Below are 19,578 nucleotides of genomic sequence, written 5' to 3' on the forward strand. Positions count from 1 at the left end.
GAAATAGAAGACATAAGTTTTATATTTATTATTGATGGAACTGACTCAGCTTAAATACTTTCTAGAAGTGGCACGCACTGAGCACGTCACTCAAAGCGCAAAAAACCTTTGCATCGTCCAGCCAGCTCTCACCCAAGCCATACACAAATTGGAAGATGAGCTCGGTGTAGCGCTCTTCAAGACATCCGGCAGAAACATCAAACTTACAGAAAGCGGAAAATTCTTTTACGAAAAGATGCTCCCCCTTTACGCCAACATGATGGAGCTGCCCGAACAACTGCGAGCCACAGCCAACAAGCAGAACAACAATGTCAAGCTGAACGTTCTTGCGGCATCAACATTAATTACAAATGCCGTCATTGAATACAAGCAGAACAATTCCGACATAAACGTAGACCTTATCCAAAATGAAGAAACAAACATTTTCGACATTTGCGTAAGGACATACGCCACCTACAAACCGGAACTGGATAATACAAATAGCGACAAGACTTTCGTCCATTCCGAAAAAATTTTCTTGGCCGTTCCCAATACAGCCCAATACAAAAAGCTTAGTTCCATTTCCCTTCTCGATCTAAAAGATGAAAAATTCATCAGACTCTACGGATCCAAGCAATACCGCAAAATCTGCAACGAACTTTGCGACAGAATCGGCTTCCACGCCAATGTCACTTTTGAAAGCGACAACGCAACCGCAATCAAGGAAGCGGTCGCCGCAGGTATCGGAGTGGGATTCTGGCCAGAACTTTCCTGGGGAAAGATGGATCACAAAAAGATTAAGCTCCTTGAAATTACGGACACCGAATTCAAGCGAGATATCGTGGTTTCCTTGCGACGCAACAAACAGGACAATTCCAAGACGGAACAATTCTACAACTTCTTGACGAAATACATTCAGCAGAAGCAGACCCGCAAACGGAAATAGCAAATCGTTCAAACAATCTCATCCAAAAAAAGTGCTCCACCTTGGTGGAGCCTTTTTGATTTTATACAACGTTTTGCAACGTTAGGTATGTTAACCCTTAGTATGAATCGCAGCAGAGAATTCAGCAAGGAGTTTCGGGTCCTGGACCTTTTCCCACAGGGTGCCCGTCACGATGATATTTGCACCGGCAGCAACACGGACAGCAGCCGTTTGCGGATCCTTAATACCGCCACCAGTAATGATGGTCATTTCGGTTGCCTTGCGGGTGTAGGCAATATGTTCTACAGGAACGGGCTCTTCGGCGCCACTACCTGCTTCCAGATAGACATAGCGCATGCCCATGAGTTCTGCGGCAATGGAATTCACCATACTGAGCTTAGGCTTGTTAGCAGGTACCGGCATGGTATTGCTGATATATTCAACTGTAGTACGCTTGCCACTATTGATCAACTGATAAGCCGTAGGAATGGCTTCCATGTTCAGGGCACGAACCAAGGCACCACCACGAACCTGTTCATCGATCAGGTAGTTGGGATTGCGGCCACTAACCAAGGTCATGAACAGCATGGCATCAAAACCAGGAACAACTTGAGAAGCGCCACCCGGGAACAGGACAACGGGAAGATCCACATTAGCCTTAAGAGCAGCCACCTGTTTCGGCAAGGTGAAATTACCCAAATAGGAGCCGCCTACCAGCAGCAGGTCTGCGCCATTTTCAGCAGCCATGGCACCAGCCTTCACAAAGGCAGTCTCGTCTGATGTATCAGGATCCAGCAGCACAGCAAACAACGCACCGCGCTTTTCGATTTCTGCATTCAAACGAGCTTCAGTCTTACCGATTTTCATAACACGCCTTAAAAGTAAAAGTACAGGTTCAATATAGAACTTTTTACCTTTCTAGCATACTCCTTTCGCGTGCAACACGCCATTTAGAGAGTTTTAATGGACTCTCACAGAAGAACCGCCAGCACGAACCAGATAGCTTCCCTGACCAAGGTTTTTCAGACCAACCTTGCGACTAAAGCCTCGACGGACCTCGACCCCATTCAAATCAAAAACAGTCCAACGCATATCTCTTGAAAGTTCTACGGTTCGTGTAGTTCCATCATAGTGCATACCAGCAACGGATTTCACAGCAGAAATTCTTTCTAGAGAATCGCCCTCGGCTTCAGCCGCCTTAGAAAATTTGATGTTCCCGACCAGCAATTCCCCAGATAATCCAGAAGCAGTTACATAGAAATCCTGCACGCCTTTCAGCTCAGGCAAATCGGAGCACTTTACGCTAACCCACTTGGAATCCCCACAAGACGTGGGAAGATCGCACTTGGAAATTTCATCGCCCTTTTTGCTTTCAGTTCTAATGGAAAGTGATCCTCCAGCACAATTCTTCACTTCTACATGAACAGCAGGACCTGTAATAGAATCCGTAATGACATTCTCATAAATGGCGTAACCGCCATCCTTGATTGCCATCTGGTCATTTTCATCTAGGCGAAGGCGAATACCATTATCAAATCCATTTGCAGGAATGGTATCGCGAATAATGCGGAGGAAGTCCAGTCGATCCAGTTCCCCATAGCTTTTACCCTTGGTAATTTCAACAAAGTTACTGCCACGTTTCAATTTGGCGGGAATATAGACCACAGACTTTTCTGGGAATTCACCCCAGGCTCCAGTAATGGGCAGCTTCACTTCGCGGGTCACGCCGTTAACATCCACAAAGTGGGAGCCTTCATCGGTCCAGTCATTGGCGTAACGATAGCGGATCAAGTAATCGCCAGCCTGAGGTATAATCATCGGCAGACGAATACGGCTGTCAGGTTCATTGATGTAGCCAACATACTCGCCGTTGGAAGCCTTGGAACTGCTTGAGATTTCCACGTTGCTGAGAATTCCATGTTCCGCTTCGGCACTCAAATAACGTCCCAGAAACGGCTGACCGAGTTCAGGCCAGTTGTCTTCCGTATAGACAATGTCGCGAACCTGGATCTTAGCTCGACCAGTATCGTTCTTATCGTAGTAATGATTCACAAAGCGCTGACGATTAATATCTTCAAAAGCTTCGCCACCGGCAGGTCCATAATAGCGTCCGTAGCGTTGCAGCAAAATGGTGCCACCACCTTTCAGGGCCTGATTTCCGGAACGGTCCAAGTAAGGTCCCGTAATGGAATTAGCGCGGTTCACAACAGTCTTGTAGGAATTTCCATCAAGGTTAGCACCTGTCTTGCAGCAGTTATCCCAAGCCGTAAACAAGAAGTACTTGCCATTATGTTCAATGAGGCTAGCCCCTTCTACACCGGCACCACCACGGTTGGCGATATTAATTTGTTCCGCCCCCTTGGCCACCTTGCCTGTTTTCTCGTCAAGTTCAATGATGTGGATTCCCGTACCCCAGGAGCCAAAGGCCATCCAGACCTTGCCTTGAAGGTCCTTTAGCACCGCCGCGTCAATGGCATTATAAGCGTCGTTCTTTACGGTATGAATCACCTCGCCCTGGTCCGTCCAACCATAACCAGGTTTCGTGGGATCGATTTCCTTGCTGGACATAAAGCCCATACCGGAAGAACGGATCCCCATTTCGGAACCGCAATAGTACACGCGGTATTCGCCACCAATGAAATGTATATCCGGCGCCCAGATATCGATCATGTTTGGCGCATAGGTATAAAGCCATTTCTCGAACTGGGGCATGGCAGGTTCGCCTTTTTTCCAGTTCAAGGCATCTTCGGAAGTCTGCATCAGCAGATGGTTGTCCGTAGTCATCAAGGCGTACCCGTCTTCATAACGGATAATGTCCGGATCATGGCCGGCCCACTGAGTTTCCTTGGCATACCAGTCAGCAGCCACGGCAGAAGAAACTGTAGATAAAAATGCCAACGCAAAAGCAGGTGCGTTCTTGGTGTACCCAAATCTCATATAGTCCATCCTTTCCCTAATCCACAAATAAATATAAACAAAAAAGAATCGCTAACCTGTAAATCCATGCAAAAAAAACAGACCCCCGCATTTCTGCAGAGGTCTTGTTTAGTAGGAAGTAAAGAGTGAACAGTTATGAGCGTTGAGCTAGAGTTAGGCGCCTTCGGCGCGATTATTTACCTCAAAGGAGTCCCTCATACCTCGTACCTCATACCTGCTCTCTCGTCTAATTAGCCCAGCTTTGCACGGATCCAGTTGTTGGCGTCCTTGATAGCTGCGGAAATCTTTTCAGGTTCACGGGTACCGGCCTGAGCACGGTCCGGACGGCCACCGCCCTTACCGTTACATGCTGCGGCAAGATCACGGACCATGTCGCCAGCCTTGATGCCCTTAGCCTGAACATCCTTGCCCACGATAACGGCGATGGAACCAGCACCGTTTACCTTGTTAGCAATGACAGCCACGGCACCCTTGTCCAGCTTGTTCTGGATACCGTCCAGGAGTTCCTTGTACTTATCTTCCGGCATATCGAATTCGCGAACGTAGAGCATGACACCCATGACGTCGAGGCCGCCATTCAGAACGTCGCCAGCGATCATTGTTGCCAGTTCCAGCTTCACGGACTGGAGAGCCTTTTCAAGGGACTGTGTCTTTTCGAAGGACTGCTGGATACGATCCAGAACTTCGGCATCCTTACAACGGAGACGATCGCGGAGAGCATTTACAATCTGAGCACCAGCGCGAAGCATAGTCATAGCACCGCGGCCAGTAACAGCTTCGATACGGCGGACACCAGCAGAAACGCTGGATTCAGAAATGATCTTTACCATGCCGATGTTACCGGAATTGGAAACATGCAAGCCACCGCAAAGTTCCTTGGAGAATTCTTCACCGCTTACGCCCATCTTCACAACGCGTACGGTATCGCCGTACTTTTCGCCGAAGAGAGCCATAGCGCCAGAAGCCTTAGCTTCGTCCACGCCCATGACGTCGGTGTGAACCGGCAGGCATTCCATGATCTTTGCGTTCACGATGTCTTCGACCTTCTGAATTTCTTCAGCGGTCATGCCATTGAAATGAGTAAAGTCAAAGCGGAGGGAATCCGGAGTTACCAAGCTACCCTGCTGCTGTACGTGAGTGCCCAGCACTTCGCGGAGAGCGGCCTGAACCAAGTGAGTAGCGGAGTGGTTGCGACGGATGTCCATGCGACGTTCGTTGTCGACGGTAGCCATGAACACACCACCCATGGTCTGTTCGTTAGCTTCACCCTTCACCACCTTGGCGCGGCAGAGAGCGGTGTCGTTCACCTTGACAGTATCAAATACGCTCAGTTCCAGGTCGGCAGAAACCAGCATACCCTTGTCGCCAACCTGGCCACCCATTTCGGCGTAGAACGGGGAAGTTTCAAGAACGATGGAAAGAACGCCCTTGTCTTCGCGGTAGCGGACAACCTTGGTTTCGCAGGCGGACAGTTCGTAGCCTACGAAGTTGGTAGAAGCTTCGGAATACTGAGTCCAGCCTTCGGTACCCATGGTGTTGATGCCCTGCTTCATGTTGGCGCGGGCACGTTCCTTCTGTTCTTCCATGCACTTTTCAAAACCGGCTTCATCAATGGTGAGGCCCTTTTCTTCGGCGAGGATGCCAGTGAGGTCCGGCGGGAAGCCGTAGGTATCGTAAAGCACGAAGACCTTGTCACCCGGCACAACCTTGGCAGAACCCATTTCGGTAACGATGGCTTCGAAACGTTCGAGACCTGCATCCAGAGTCTTGATGAAGCGGTCTTCTTCGCTCTTGATCACTTCGGTCACGAAAGCCTGACGCTGACGGATTTCGGGGAAGGCTTCGCCCATGGTATCAGCAAGAACCTGGACCAGCTTGTAAATGAAAGCTTCCTTCTGGCCGAGCAGGCGAGCAAAACGGCTTGCACGGCGGAGGATACGACGGAGCACATAGCCACGACCTTCGTTAGAGGGCAGAGCGCCATCAGCAATAGCGAAGGAGACTGCGCGGATGTGGTCGGCAATCACGCGGTGGGGGGTGCCGTTTTCGTCGTCAGTGTAAGGTACGCCGGAAAGTTCGGCAACCTTGGAAATAATCGGGGTGAACACGTCGGTGTCGTAGTTGCTGCGCTTGCCCTGGAGGATAGCGCAGATACGTTCGAAGCCCATACCGGTATCAACGTTCTTGGCCTTCAGCGGAATGAGGGAGCCGTCGCTGATACGTTCATACTGCATGAACACATTGTTCCAGATTTCGATGTAGCGGTCGTTTTCGCCGTTCACGCCCAGGATAGGATCCTTGAAGGTTTCCATCTGGGTAGCAAGGTCGCCGCGGTCGTAATGAATTTCGGAGCAGGGGCCACAAGGACCGGTGTCGCCCATTTCCCAGAAATTGGAGTGAGCGTCGAAGCGCATGATGCGGTCATCGGGAAGACCGGAAACGTCCTTCCAGATCTGCCATGCTTCGTCATCATCCTGATAGACAGTTGCAAAGAGACGTTCCTTGGGAAGCTTCCAGACTTCGGTCAAGAGTTCCCATGCCCAGGCGATAGCTTCCTTCTTGTAGTAGTCGCCGAAGGACCAGTTGCCCAGCATTTCGAAGAAGGTGTGGTGGTAGTTGTCGCGACCCACAACGTCCAGGTCGTTATGCTTACCGGAAACGCGGAGGCACTTCTGGCTGTTGCATGCACGCTTCCAGCCCTTGGGATTGTCACCCAGGAAGATGGCCTTGAACTGGTTCATACCAGCATTGGTGAACATCAAGGTGGGGTCATCGTGAGGAACCACGGGAGAGCTACGGACGAACAGATGATCCTTGCTCTCGAAGAACTTAATAAAAGATTCGCGCACCTGCGCAGAAGTCATAGTAGGCATATTGTGTCCCTTATTGTTTTTTCGGCGGAAAAGATAGAATTTTAGCGCACGATTTCGAGGACTCTTGTTCTAGGGATGCATATAAAAATGCCCCGAGTCTTCTCGACGCAGGGCATTATCTAGAGAGGATTCAACAAGAAGGGCTTTTACTTGGCTTCGCGAGTCATAAGAAGCTTGCAGTATCCATCTTCCACGACCAAGTTTTCCTTTTTCAACATGACGTGTTCCATTTCCCAGTTACCGGCAGACCAGCGAGAGGCATCCAGTTCACCGTCAAAGTTGTCAGTCCAGGATTCAGTGAAGGTCTTTGTTGCAGTGTCGTAAGAATAGACTCGAACATAGTCAATCCACTGAGCGACCGGACCATCAGCCAATTCTGCGCCAGTAAACTTGCCAACCCAGGATGCACTCTTGGAAGCCCACAAGTTGAAGCGCAAGGACTGTTCCTTAGTCATAAATTCGACCTGTCCCTTAGTCATTCCCAGAACATCACGACGGACCTCGACACTATCAATTTCCCAGGAAATATATTCCGGAGTCCAGACCATGGCAAATAGGTGGAAATCTTCAGTAGCGTTGAAACCAAAGCCAGTCTTCGTTTCGGAAGTTTTCTTAGGATTCTTACGGCCACCTTCCACATCCGCTTCACGGGTAATCAAGTTAGCCTGCCACATGCCGGGATTAACACCAAGAACTTCAATATCAATTTCATTCCAGGGTTCATCGCCCAACATATAGGACGGATCATAGTAAAGGAACATGGAACTTACAGAACCAGGAATAGAGACCATCTTCATTCGAGCCTCAAAACGACCATATGTAAACTGATCCTTTCCAGTCAGTTCAGCCCCGTAATAATTATAGCTGTCAAAATCGGCCACTTCGACGGAAGCGTTGTTTGCATAGGTATTTTCAATCGTCAGGCGATAAGGTTCAGAAACCACCGGAGTTTCGCCGGGAGTCACAGGAGTTTCGCCAGGGACCACAGGGGTTTCACCAGGAACCACGGGAGTTTCGCCAGGGACCACAGGGGTTTCACCAGGATCCACGGGAGTTTCGCCAGGATCCACGGGAGTTTCGCCAGGATCCACGGGAGTTTCACCGGGAACTACGGGAGTTTCGCCAGGATTTGCGGGATCGTCCACGTTTCCAGAGGGATTCATAACAGCGCCCGAATCTGTCGGACTAGAGCTATCATCGGAACATGCAGTAAATGCGCAGAACATTACGCCTGCAGTGAGGAAGGGGAGAAGGATTTTGGATTTCATGTTGTACCTCGCTGTTTCTTACATGATTTAATATACCCTTCTGTGCCGCTAATAGCCAATAGACTTGAATATCAATAATAAATTTAGTGTATCAACAGAATCAAAATATCTAACTTTTAAAAACAAAAAAACGCGGAACACGTCCGCGTTTTTTTGCTTTGACAAAACCCGTTTGTCAGCCCTTAACAGAGTCAGACATAGAGAACATGGGCATGTACATTGCAATAAGCAAGCCACCCACGGCACCACCCAGGAACACGATGATCAAGGGTTCCATCATGCCCACCACGCCATCCACTGCGGCATCCACTTCTTCGTCGTAGAAGTCTGCAAGTTTCAGGAGCATGCCGCCAAGGTTACCGGTCTTTTCACCCACGCCCGTCATCTGAATCACCATGGGCGGGAACAGGTTGCATTCGGCCATAGGTTCCGCAATGGATTTACCACCAGCAATACCGATGGAAATTCGACCGATGGCACGTTCCACAACTTTATTCGAAACAGTAGAGGCCACAACCTTCAAAGAATCCATCACAGACACACCAGCATTAAGCAAGGTGCCCAAAGTTCTAGCAAAGCTTGCAGTCGTGGACTTGATCTGAAGGTCTCCTAGCTTAGGAATTTTAAGCATCAGACCATCCCAGGCATACTTCGCCTTAGGAACTTTCATCGCCAACTTATAAGCCACAATGAGAATGACCACAAAAATACCCAGGAGCAAACCATTATCGCGCAAGAAGTCAGAAATGTTCATCACCACCTGAGTCGGAGCAGGAAGTTCAGCATCAAGAGCGGCGAACTGAGCGGCGAAGGTGGGCACCACGAAAGTCATAAGTGCAATCACCACCAAGATACCCACGATGATCAACATGACCGGGTACGTCAAGGCTTTCTTCACCTTACGCTTCAGACGTTCGCCGTTTTCAAGAGTTTCGGCCAAACGGGCAAGAATGCCATCCAGAATACCACCAGCTTCACCTGCGGCCACCATGTTGGTATACAAGGTCGTAAAAACCTTAGGGTGCTGCGTCAGCGCATCAGCCAAGGAAGAACCACCGTTAATCGACTGAGTCACCTTATGGATCACAGTTTTCAATTCAGGATTTTCGCACTGTTCTTCCAAAATGTTCAAGCACTGAAGCATAGGAAGACCGGCAGAACTCATAGACGAGAACATACGGGTAAAACGAGAAATATCGGCGGGCTTAATGCCAGAACCAATATTGATCTTGATTTCCATGGGCTTCTTTTTCAAGCTCTCGATAATCAAGCGGCGACGCATCAAGAGGGCTTCAGCTTCTGCCTTATCCTTCGCCTCAATGGAGCCTTCAAATTTATTACCGGCGCTGTTGGTCGCCTTATACAGGAATTCTGCCATAACTTACTACACTCCTTCCTTCACAAACAGCTGTTCCAGCTGATCCGGGCTGGGGGAACGAGACAAAGCTTCAAAGCGGTCCACCTTACGATTCTTAACCAAGTCGCAAAGACACATGTTCATGGTATTCATACCGAACTTCTGACCAATTTCAATCATGGATTCAATCTGGTGAACCTTGTCGTCACGAATCAGTGAACGGATACCCGGTGTGACGTTCATGATTTCGTATGCCATTACACGGCCACCGCCAATCTTCGGTACCAAGGTCTGACAAACAACGCCCTGAAGCACAAAGGAAAGCTGAGTTCGAACGGTCTGCTGTTCACCCTTGGGGAAAGCATCCACCACACGGTTAATGGTCTGCACACAGGAGTTGGTATGCAGGGTTGCGAAAGCCAAATGGCCCGTTTCAGCAATGGTCAATGCAGCACGAATAGTTTCAAGGTCACGCATTTCGCCGATAAGCACCACGTCAGGGTCCTGACGGAGAGCCATCTTAAGTGCGCTAGCAAAGCTTACGGTATCACTTCCCACTTCGCGCTGGTTAATCATACAGTTCTGATGCTTGTGCAAAAATTCGATAGGATCTTCCACAGTCAAAATGTGATCGTGACGTTCCTTGTTAATCTTATCGATCATTGCAGCCAGGGTAGTAGACTTACCAGAACCCGTAGCACCGGTCACCAGCACAAGGCCAGAGGGACGCGTCGTAAATTCAGCCAGAATTTTCGGAAGGCCAAGATCCTTAAAGGTCTTGATTTCCAGCGGAATAATACGCAAGGCAATCGCCACGCAACCACGCTGCAAATACGCATTGGCACGGAAACGAGCCAAGTTCGCAATACCAAAGGAAAAGTCGCATTCCTTGTTCTGTTCAAAAGACTTCTTCTGACCTTCGTTCATCAAACTATAGGTCATTCGCATAGTTTCATCCGGTTTCAGCTTGGTTTCACCAATAGCCGTAAGATTACCATGCAGACGAATAAGAGGAGGAGCTCCTGCTGTCAAATGCAAGTCAGAGCCACCACGTTTCACCATTTCAGCGAGAAGATCTTGAATATTGTATGCCATATCCAAGAATATAACATTATGTGCAAGTTTTTTTCACCCTATTTTTATCAAAATTCTTCCAAAAAACACTATTTTAAGGATAGTAGAATGAAAAAGTCTGGTTCCATAATAAAAATGATAATGTTTTCGCTGGCCACCTTATTGGTAGCCTGCGGTCATGATTCATTCCAGACCATGCCTTCAAAAATTTCAGACTTCAAGGGGATCCTCATCGGGCAAAAGGACAGCATCACAAGCTATCGGACGCAAAAAGGAGAGGCAACCCTTATAGTCCTTACGGCATCATGGTGCCCCGCCTGCCAGGCAGAAGTTCCCAGCCTCAAGGAAATTTCCCTAGACTACACCAACAGGGGGCTTAAAATTCTGCTTATCAGCGAAGACGACTCCCCCACTATAGCAGCCCGATACAAAAAGAAGGCGGAACTCCCCTGGACAATGATTCACTGGAATTACGACATCATGAACGCCTTGGGAAATCCAGGCGTCCTTCCAGTCAGCTACCTCGTCAACCAACAAGATAGTATCGTCAAAGTGAACGTGGGCATTTTCGACAAAAAAGAAATGCGATATCAACTAGATAAAATTCTGCGCTAGGCAACAGGGCTGGGGAACAAAATCACATCGGCGATTTCTTCCTTACCCATGGCAAGCATAAACAAACGGTCCAAGCCCAACGCGACGCCAGAACAGGCAGGCATGCCTGATTCTAGACCGGCCAAGAAATGTTCGTCGATCGGAGGCAGAGGCTTACCCATGGTCTTGCGGATTTCCAGGTCAGCATCAAATCGTCTGCGTTGCTCCACAGCGTCTGTCAGCTCGGTATATCCATTACAAAGTTCCACCTGATCTACAAACAATTCAAAACGCTTTGCCCAGGTGAGTCCTTCAGAATCCACATAGGTTTGAGCGAGAGCTGCCTGAGAGGGCGGATAATCCAGAATAAATTCAGGTCCGTTACTTGCAAGAGCCGGTTCAATTATAAAGACCATCAGATAATCCCACCAGTCTTCGCGGGACATGGACTGCATTTCGGGAACAGGAATTTCGCGAGTGCGGCAAGCCTCGGCAAAGTCCCCGAGATTTTTGCAGAAAGGGTCAACGCCGGCATAATTTTTAAAGGCATCGATCCAGCGGGTGCGACGAGCGTTTATGGGCTTTCCGAGAATTTCACTTACCAAAGCTTCCACTTCGTCCATCAGTTTTTCTTGAGGCCAGCCAACGCGGTACCATTCCACCATACTGAACTCATTGTTATGATGGCTTCCGAATTCATCTTTACGGAAAGATTTTGCAATCTGGAAAATGTCGCCGAACCCGGCAGCCAGCAATCGCTTCATGTGGAATTCGGGGCTAGTCATCATGAAACGCAAAGGCTCACCAGCGGCACCCACCTGAAAATAATCCAGCTGGGGATCCGTTCCACCAGCGTTAGAAAGAGTGGGCGTTTCTACTTCAAGAGAACCTCGAGCAGTAAAGAATTCGCGGACCTTGTTCATCAGGGATTGACGTTTCAGCCAATTCTCTCGAGAACAGGTGGGAGCAAACGAAACGGGAGCCTTACCATCCATCATATTATTCTTCCGTAGAAGCGGCATCACCGCCGGCAACAGGATTCATGACGCAACGGACAGACATGGAGAAAGCCTTGTCCACTGGCATAGAGGAAACTTCCTTATCGGTGCTGAACATAGATCGAGCCACACCGCGGCCATCACCAACGTCAGCATCAGTCCAGAAGTATGCGCCCTCACCCTGAATGACAGAGATGTTATTCTTGTTGACATAACCGCCAAAGAGAACGGTAAAGGCGTAATCGTCAGAGCCATTGCTACGAAGTTTTTCGGCAGCTACATTGGCACCGCCGGCATAAACTTCCAGCATTTTCCATTCGTCATCAGTAGAAAGGTGAGAACCTTCGGGGCAAGCCGCCTGAGCTCCATCATAGGAATAGAGACGTCCGAAGACCTTGCAGTTCTCTTCTTCTCCGTCATAACATTTAGACTTGTCTTCCATGACGTAAGCCAAGTTCTGTACAAACCACTTGGTACCATTAATGTCCTTCACCTTGTAGCTCTGGTTATCACGCGGATCCACAAATGTTTCAAAAACAGGGCAACGGGCTTCAAGTTCCTTGGAAGCTAGGATGGAATCCACCTGAGGTTGCCACATATAGCAGAAGCGGAAAAGCTCGCCACCGGGAAGAGCGGAACTGTCGGCCTTGTGCCTGTCAGCCCACTGGTTCACGTAGGAAACGCTGATTACAGAAGAATCGGGAATCGAAAGACCCTTGGCATTAGCCTGCATCAATTTTGCAAAAGGTTCCGCAGCGGACATGGGGACTTTCCAGAAGCCATCCACGATTCCATTACGGAGAGCCTCGTAAAGGGGAGACGGTTTAGAAATGGTGATCACCGTATCCACATAATGTTCGGGAACAGCATCGCAAACCGGTTTATGCTCCACGCCACGCAGGGTATCTGCCTGAGCCCAGCATTCCTCGATGCAAGCCTCGCGAGCCTTACCTTTCTTCGCGCAAGGAACCCAGAGGGTCGTGTCCACCTGTTCCTTCACAGGCTTCGCGTAAGCCTTAGTTTTCAAGGCGGACTTTGCCACGGAACCAAGAGTTTCAATGGCATTTGCATTTCCTGCCGTAGCATCGGCAATCAATTTGTTGGTCACCTTGAGACATGTTTCCATGTCCTTGCCATTGGAGCAGGCCTTGACACCATAGCCATACACAAACTGGTTGGGGCAACTTTCAAAAGATTCACCAGGCATGGCCTTAAAAATCTTTTCATAAACTTTTACGGCATCGTTGGGGGAAAGTTCACCGCAGTAAATTTCCTCAACTTGACCTTTTTTCACCATCTTCTGCACAGTAGCCACATCGCCTGCATCCACAGCGTCACGAAGTTCCTGTTGGGCAAAAGCAGTCGCTGCAAAAGACAATGCAAGCCCGGTCATAACAAAAATGTTTTTACGTCTATAAACCATACCAATAACCCTTTAATTTTTTTCAGCCCCAAATATACAAAACACGGCTCTATAAGACATCAAAACAATTCTAAACATTTTTCAATTTCTATTTTTGGACATATGATTGATGTAAAGTTTGATGCAGAAAAAATCCGTAGCGAATTTCCCATGCTCGTGGCAGGTGACAAGGAAGCTAAACCCCTGGCATTCCTGGATAGCACCGCCACCACCCAGAAGCCCGCATGCGTTATCGATGTCATGAACGACTTCTACCGAGAACACTACAGCTCCGTAAAGCGCGGCGTCTACCGTTTGAGCGCACGCACTACCGAGGCCTACGAAGCCACCCGCAAGAACATCGCCAAGTTTATAAACGCCAAGAGCGAAAACGAAATCGTCTTTACCCGCGGCACCACCGAAAGCATCAATCTGGTGGCCTGGAGTTACGGACGCAAGTTCTTTAACGAAAGCGATGAAGTTCTCATTAGCGGATTGGAACATCACGCAAACATCGTCAGCTGGCAAATCGTTGCCGAAATGAAGGGTGCAAAAATCAAGGTCATCCCGGTAAAGGACGATGGAGATTTGGATTTGGGTAAGCTACCGGAACTGCTAACCGAAAAAGTAAAGATGGTGGCCGTAACCCATGTAAGCAATGCCGTGGGCACGGTAAATCCCATCAAGGAAATTATTAAGACCGTCCGCAGCAACGCTCCCCAGGCAAAGATTTTGATTGACTGTGCACAGAGTTCTTCCCACCTAAAGATTGACGTGCAGGAATTGGACTGCGACTTCATCGCTTTTAGCGGACACAAGATGTACGGACCCACAGGAATCGGCGTTCTTTACGGTAAGTACGACGTGTTAGATTCTATGCCACCTTGGCACGGCGGTGGAGAAATGATCAAGAACGTCACCTTCGAAAAGACCACTTACGCAGATGTCCCTGAACGTTTTGAAGCAGGCACTCCCGCCATCGCCGAAGTCCTTGGTTTGGGCAAGGCTGTAGAATGGATTCAGGAAATTGGGCTGGACAATATCCGCGAACATGAAGAAAAGATTGTTGCATACGCTCTTGAGCAATTGGCAACCATCCCGCAGATCAAGGTGCTCGGCAACCCCAAGAATCGCGGAGCTTTAATCAGCGTAACTCTAGACGGAATCGCCGTCAGCGACGCCGCCATGATTCTCGATGAAGAGAACGTCGCTGTGCGCAGCGGCCACCACTGCGCTCAACCGGTCATGGACCGGTTCGGCGTGGATGCCACCCTCCGACTTTCCTTTGGCGTTTACACTCTAGAACGAGACGTAGACAGGTTCATCGCAGGAATTAAACGAGTCATTAGACTGTTCGCTTAATTAAAAAAGATTCCCCGACACCATAGGTGTCGGGGTTTATTTTCACTTCTAGATTATCTAATTCTGTTTTTTCCCTACGCCCGCGGAAGGTCATCTCGGCGCTACAACCCTGTTTGTAAAAAAAAAATACACAAATTATTTTTTTGCAGACGAATCATTTCTTGTTTCTTAAATTCATCCTCAATTTTTTAAGGACAAAGGAATGAGAATGAAGGCGCACTGTATACAGCTTGCATTTGTGGCCATAGTTTGTGCAAAAGCATTTGCAGTCAATTTCCCGTATTCAGAATGGAACTTGGCAAACTATGAAGGTGCGTATGCCACGTTTAGTGACGGACTTGTGTCTGTTGCGGATGGAGGTTCTGACTATTGGAATGTTCAATTGACTCGCAGGAATGTTGAACTTCAGGCAGGAAAAACCTATGAGCTGAAGTTCTTCTTGCAGGGCGTGGGAGCTCGTCGTTATACGGAGATCCGCATTGGCCGAGACGGCTTCCCTTATGATGCATTTGCTGATTTCGGTGAAGTTGTCGCTAGCGTGAATGGTCGTGAAATCACCAAGACCTTCAAAATGAATTCCGGCAATGTCAGCAACGCTCGCCTAGAATTCAATTTTGGCAAGAGTTCCGGGCTGGTTTATTTCTCGAACGTCAGCCTGAATTGCCTTGATTGTGGCGCCGTCCCCGTAGTCTCTGTTGATCCCAGTGGTAAATTTTCCTCTGCGACCGCCTTGAATTACGTTGTCGTTGCTGAAGAGGTTGATCTTCGAGACGCGTCCATGGCCTTGGGCAATATCTTTGGGACTAAACTTGAACTTGGCGTAGAATCGGTTGTTTACGGCGATGTTGATGCATCAAGAGAATGTTTCTTGCGCGACCGTTCCCGGGTTGATGGAAATTTGCGCTATGTGGTTCCGTGTACAGAACAGAAGAATGTCGTTGCAAAGAGCATGAGCTTGGCAAGGGTAGAGAAGCCTATTGTTGGCCTGCCTGAAGTTGGCTATGGTGTGGCTCCGGTATCCGTTGGTCTGGACGAAACAATATCACTCCCTCCAGGTAAATACGGGGTGTTTTACGCCAATGCCCGGGCAAAGGTGCGCCTTTCTTCAGGCGTTTATTCCTTCCAAAAGATTTTTATCGAGCCGGATGTCGAAATGAATTTTGATCTGAGCTCTGGACCGATTTCCATCTCCGTTGCTACGGATGTTCGTTTTGGTGACCGAAACCATCTTGACGTTTCTGGTGGCAATCCGAGCGAAATTTCTTGGAATATTGCTGGATCTACCGTTGATTTTGGTACTGATGGCAAGTATTTCGGAAAATTTATTGCTCCTGCTGCTTATGTGCGTATTCCGTCCAGATCTCACCTTGTTGGCGGCGTTTATGCTGCAAAGTTCCTGATGGAGCCGCAGTCTACGGTTTCTCAGGAACCGCGTGCAAATGAAATTTCCCATAGTGAAGAACACTTTGGTCCTTTCTTCAATCCGGGAATCTTCCGTTACAAATCAGTATTGCCGGTAACAGCATCTTCTGTCGAAATGTTTGTGTATGTTGAAAATGCTTCGTATAAGATTAATGGAGCAAAGAATACAATCGTAGCCCTTCCATCTTCAAACGGGACGGTGAAAATTTCTGTGGCAAGAGATTTGATTTCTGGATTCCCTGCGGAGGCTTTCAGAAGTAGTTACGTTTTTGACTTTTCGAAGAGTGCTAACTATAGGATTTTCTGGAATCCTCAAACTTCGTGTAAGCAAGGCTGCGATGGAGCAAGTCTTGCAACCGCAGTGGATGATTTTGAAAAAGCCGTGGCTATCGCTCAAGCTACCGGTCGAGAAATCAACTTGCCCAAGGGATTATGGGACGTATCCCAAAATTTCAGCGAAGGAGTTGTTCCCTGGAAGGTCGGATTTGAACTTGTAGGATACACCGAAAGTATCTGGAATCTTGGCTCAGCAAATAATTTGCCGATAATTTTCTTGGGAGAAAATACTCATATTCAGATTGAGGGTAAATCCCCGCGATCTTTCACCGGCTTTATGATCGGGAATGGCTCCAACGAAGAAAACGGCGGTGCTATAGCGTCCAATGCTCAAAGTTTGAAACTGAAGAATATTTTGTTCTCGGGCAGCAAATCAAATAAAAATGGAGGTGCAATTTACTCTTCCGGCGACGTCAATATTGAAAACATCCACATTAAGAATAATTATGCAAAGGAAAATGGTGGTGCGATTTATGTTGATGGAACTCTGAATGCAAAAAACGTGGTCATGAATAATAACTTTGTTGGAGGGAATGGAGGTGCAATTTACTCTTCCGGCGAGGCTAAGGCACAGAACGTTATATTGTGCCAGAACTTATCCGATAAGGATGGTGGTGCATGGTACGCTGCCGGAGGCTCCGTAAAAATGAGCAATGGAACTGTATTTGGGAATACAGGAAAACAGGGCCATGCAGCAATAGGCGGCAACGCTACTGGTGAAGTGTACAATTCGATTTTCTGGAAAAATATCGATGCAACTTGTTCCGTCGAAAAGTGCAAGAAGGAACTAAGCTCTTCGATTTCCGTTCATCACTCCATTACGGAGACCGTTTATAACGGCACAGGCAATATTGTAAAGGATCCTCTGTTCTTTAACGAAAGCACCCCTGCAGGGGACAAGGACTTTATGGATATGACTGCAGGATTGACTCTACAGGACGCTTCTCCCGCAATAGGGGCTGGCATCAAGGATGACTTTGTTTTGGATGCGGACATTCTGAATTTTGAAAGAGTAGAAAAAATTGATGTTGGCGCGTATATGTGGTATGATTTGAATTCGGATTATGTTTCGGGGCAATTCATAAGAGGCTATTTCAAACCAGCCTTTAAGCAATATCCGGTTTTTTCAAAATTAGGCGATAAGTACGATATTTTTGAAAAGGGTAACGGAAGATATGCAAGAGTTTTGAGAAAAAAAGTACCTGTTTCTCGAGTCAAGGACATTTCAAAATTGGTTATAGAATTTACGTTGATTGCTGCAGATGGTTCTCCATACAAAATTAATCCAATACGAATCCCTTTTTTCAAAAGCGATGAAAAAGATGGCTTCGCATACTTCCAGACAATCGTAAAAGACCCTGCAAGTCTTGGTTATTCACCAGAGAATCATGGAAGAATGTTGATTTATACGTCTGATTATGGTAAGGTGGGTGAATATGGGGACGTTCAGGTCGTTCCTCTGTTGAATCAAGGCGATATATTGAAAGGAAAGGTTGTAGAATGGTAGGAAAACTATTATTTTATTTTATTTTTGTTATTTTAATTTCTTGTTCTACAGGAACGGATACAGATGCAGGTCATGCTGATGTGGTTGTTCTTGAGATTGTATATGATGATTTGGACAATCCCTCATCATCGTCTGATAATGGCCCCAAAAGAAGACATTCTTATTCCGGATTCTACAAAACGAATAATTTTAAGTGGGGTGTTGAATTAGCGAGTCTGTCCGAAAAAAGAGTACTGACTCACGCGTCCTATACATCTAGTGAAGAAGCTTCAATGGAATGGTATGTCAGATGGAGTGTTCCTAGTATTTTGGAAGAATCAGAAAATTACAATGTTGTTCAAACATCGAATGAATATGAATATTTTCTATGCGATGCGTCTCAGGAAGATATTGATGCTTCAAATTCTAATTTAATTCCAATCACTGGTGATATTTGCCGTATTGAAGAAAATGAAATTGAGAATGGAGAGAAGACATGTGGTATAATTGATTTGCGTGATTTCAGCGCATACAAAAAAATAGGATTGTGCCAATCATATGAAGACGGCCCCACAGTTTTACTGGCTGCAATAGAACCGCACGTATACGAACAAAGAAATATTTCTGTTAAAAATATAAAATTTGGAAAAACATCTACAAGGCCGTCAGATTTTAATGAAAAAGCTGTTGACACGTTTAGGAGTGCTGTCGTGAACATTGAATTTGAAGACGTAGACTACGACATTTCAAAATTGAAAGAAATTGGCTTAGACAACGAAACTTATAGAAACGTAACAAACAGTTCTGGTGGATTTATATTCATTGCAGCCGGCGCGGAGAATAGTAGGTGTTATAAAAACATAAAAGATGATATTGAATATTTGAAAGAGTATACAAATAGGTATTTATTTCGCGACAATTCAATGGGAAATATGGCATCTGCGCTCGTATGGTCTGGAGCCCATCCAGTTCAGTATTGGACTTTTGAAAAAGATGGATCTATTTGTTATGAAGGTTTGTTAGATTATCCAAAAAGAACGGGACAAGAGTATTTCATAGGAACAATAAATTCAAGAAAAGGGCAAGAATGCGGTTTTTTACTAGGGGAAAATAGAAAGATTCGATTTAACACTTCTTCCGGCTCGTGGGAGATTTACGGAGCCTATGGTGAAGATAAATGGTCTGACGACTTTTCCGAGATAGACCACGAGTGTCACATTATGTATGATCCGACTTCTAAAGATTGCGTATTGGATAGACATATTCCTTCAACATCAGTAGCCCTTACAAGTAATTTAGGTAGCGGCTTTATAGCTATTTCGAAAGAAATGAAAAATAGCGTCATGTTGCACGAATTAGGACATACCCTAAAGCTGAGTGATACCGACCAAGACAATAATTTAATGTTCTATAAACAACAATCTACACTTACAGCCAATCTCAGATATACTAAGATTAATGTTCGTGAAAATGATGAATTCGATATTTTTAACATGGAAGAATCTCAATGGAATTGTTTACACAACGATGCCGACTGTGCAGCGCCGTATTAAGGAGCAGATAGA

The 19,578-nt window shown here is 47.1% G+C and carries 13 protein-coding genes; 5 read left to right on the forward strand and 8 right to left on the reverse strand.

Annotated features, from left to right (window positions below; genetic code table 11):
• Positions 1 to 34 precede the first annotated feature (34 nt).
• On the forward strand, positions 35 to 925 hold the full coding sequence (locus BUB73_RS02765; RefSeq protein ID WP_073157636.1) for a LysR family transcriptional regulator: 891 nt from the start codon (positions 35 to 37) through the stop codon (positions 923 to 925).
• Between the two features lie 90 nt (positions 926 to 1,015).
• Here BUB73_RS02765 and BUB73_RS02770 read toward each other — a convergent pair whose 3' ends face one another.
• From BUB73_RS02770 to BUB73_RS02795, 6 genes are all read right to left on the reverse strand, one after another.
• On the reverse strand, positions 1,016 to 1,771 hold the full coding sequence (locus BUB73_RS02770; protein ID WP_073157638.1) for a phosphoglycerol geranylgeranyltransferase: 756 nt from the start codon (positions 1,769 to 1,771) through the stop codon (positions 1,016 to 1,018).
• A gap of 93 nt (positions 1,772 to 1,864) precedes the next feature.
• The gene (locus BUB73_RS02775) at positions 1,865 to 3,841 is read right to left on the reverse strand and encodes a family 43 glycosylhydrolase (RefSeq protein ID WP_073283620.1); all 1,977 of its coding nucleotides are present in this window, start codon (positions 3,839 to 3,841) and stop codon (positions 1,865 to 1,867) included.
• Positions 3,842 to 4,071: 230 nt separating this feature from the next.
• Positions 4,072 to 6,714, reverse strand: a complete 2,643-nt coding sequence (gene alaS / locus BUB73_RS02780; RefSeq protein WP_083539615.1) for an alanine--tRNA ligase — start codon at positions 6,712 to 6,714, stop codon at positions 4,072 to 4,074.
• 146 nt (positions 6,715 to 6,860) lie between these two features.
• Positions 6,861 to 7,982, reverse strand: a complete 1,122-nt coding sequence (locus BUB73_RS02785) for a glycoside hydrolase family 16 protein (protein WP_283160648.1) — start codon at positions 7,980 to 7,982, stop codon at positions 6,861 to 6,863.
• 175 nt (positions 7,983 to 8,157) lie between these two features.
• The gene (locus tag BUB73_RS02790; protein ID WP_073157647.1) at positions 8,158 to 9,360 is read right to left on the reverse strand and encodes a type II secretion system F family protein; all 1,203 of its coding nucleotides are present in this window, start codon (positions 9,358 to 9,360) and stop codon (positions 8,158 to 8,160) included.
• 6 nt (positions 9,361 to 9,366) lie between these two features.
• Entirely contained in the window at positions 9,367 to 10,434 is a 1,068-nt protein-coding gene (locus tag BUB73_RS02795) for a type IV pilus twitching motility protein PilT (RefSeq protein WP_073157650.1), read from the reverse strand.
• A gap of 87 nt (positions 10,435 to 10,521) precedes the next feature.
• On the opposite strand from BUB73_RS02795, the gene BUB73_RS02800 reads away from it, so the two are divergent.
• Positions 10,522 to 11,028, forward strand: a complete 507-nt coding sequence (locus BUB73_RS02800; RefSeq protein WP_073157653.1) for a TlpA family protein disulfide reductase — start codon at positions 10,522 to 10,524, stop codon at positions 11,026 to 11,028.
• On the opposite strand, the gene epmA is transcribed toward BUB73_RS02800, so the two are convergent.
• The gene (gene epmA, locus BUB73_RS02805; RefSeq protein WP_249269440.1) at positions 11,025 to 12,005 is read right to left on the reverse strand and encodes an EF-P lysine aminoacylase EpmA; all 981 of its coding nucleotides are present in this window, start codon (positions 12,003 to 12,005) and stop codon (positions 11,025 to 11,027) included. The two genes, BUB73_RS02800 and epmA, sit on opposite strands and share 4 nt — an antisense overlap.
• A gap of 1 nt (position 12,006) precedes the next feature.
• Positions 12,007 to 13,428, reverse strand: a complete 1,422-nt coding sequence (locus BUB73_RS02810) for an FISUMP domain-containing protein (RefSeq protein WP_073283397.1) — start codon at positions 13,426 to 13,428, stop codon at positions 12,007 to 12,009.
• A 102-nt stretch (positions 13,429 to 13,530) separates the two neighbouring features.
• Here BUB73_RS02810 and BUB73_RS02815 point away from each other — a divergent pair, with 102 nt between their 5' ends.
• The 3 genes from BUB73_RS02815 (at position 13,531) to BUB73_RS02825 (ending at position 19,566) form a co-directional block, all read left to right on the forward strand.
• On the forward strand, positions 13,531 to 14,769 hold the full coding sequence (locus BUB73_RS02815; RefSeq protein WP_073283400.1) for an aminotransferase class V-fold PLP-dependent enzyme: 1,239 nt from the start codon (positions 13,531 to 13,533) through the stop codon (positions 14,767 to 14,769).
• A gap of 202 nt (positions 14,770 to 14,971) precedes the next feature.
• Positions 14,972 to 18,034, forward strand: coding sequence for a carbohydrate binding domain-containing protein (locus tag BUB73_RS02820; protein ID WP_083539616.1), 3,063 nt, complete (start codon positions 14,972 to 14,974; stop codon positions 18,032 to 18,034).
• The gene (locus BUB73_RS02825; protein WP_073283406.1) at positions 18,028 to 19,566 is read left to right on the forward strand and encodes a hypothetical protein; all 1,539 of its coding nucleotides are present in this window, start codon (positions 18,028 to 18,030) and stop codon (positions 19,564 to 19,566) included. Before BUB73_RS02820 ends, BUB73_RS02825 begins: the two co-directional genes overlap by 7 nt.
• The last annotated feature ends 12 nt before the right edge of the window (positions 19,567 to 19,578 follow it).

The sequence above is a fragment of the Fibrobacter sp. UWH6 genome (genome assembly GCF_900142465.1).
Classification (GTDB): domain Bacteria; phylum Fibrobacterota; class Fibrobacteria; order Fibrobacterales; family Fibrobacteraceae; genus Fibrobacter.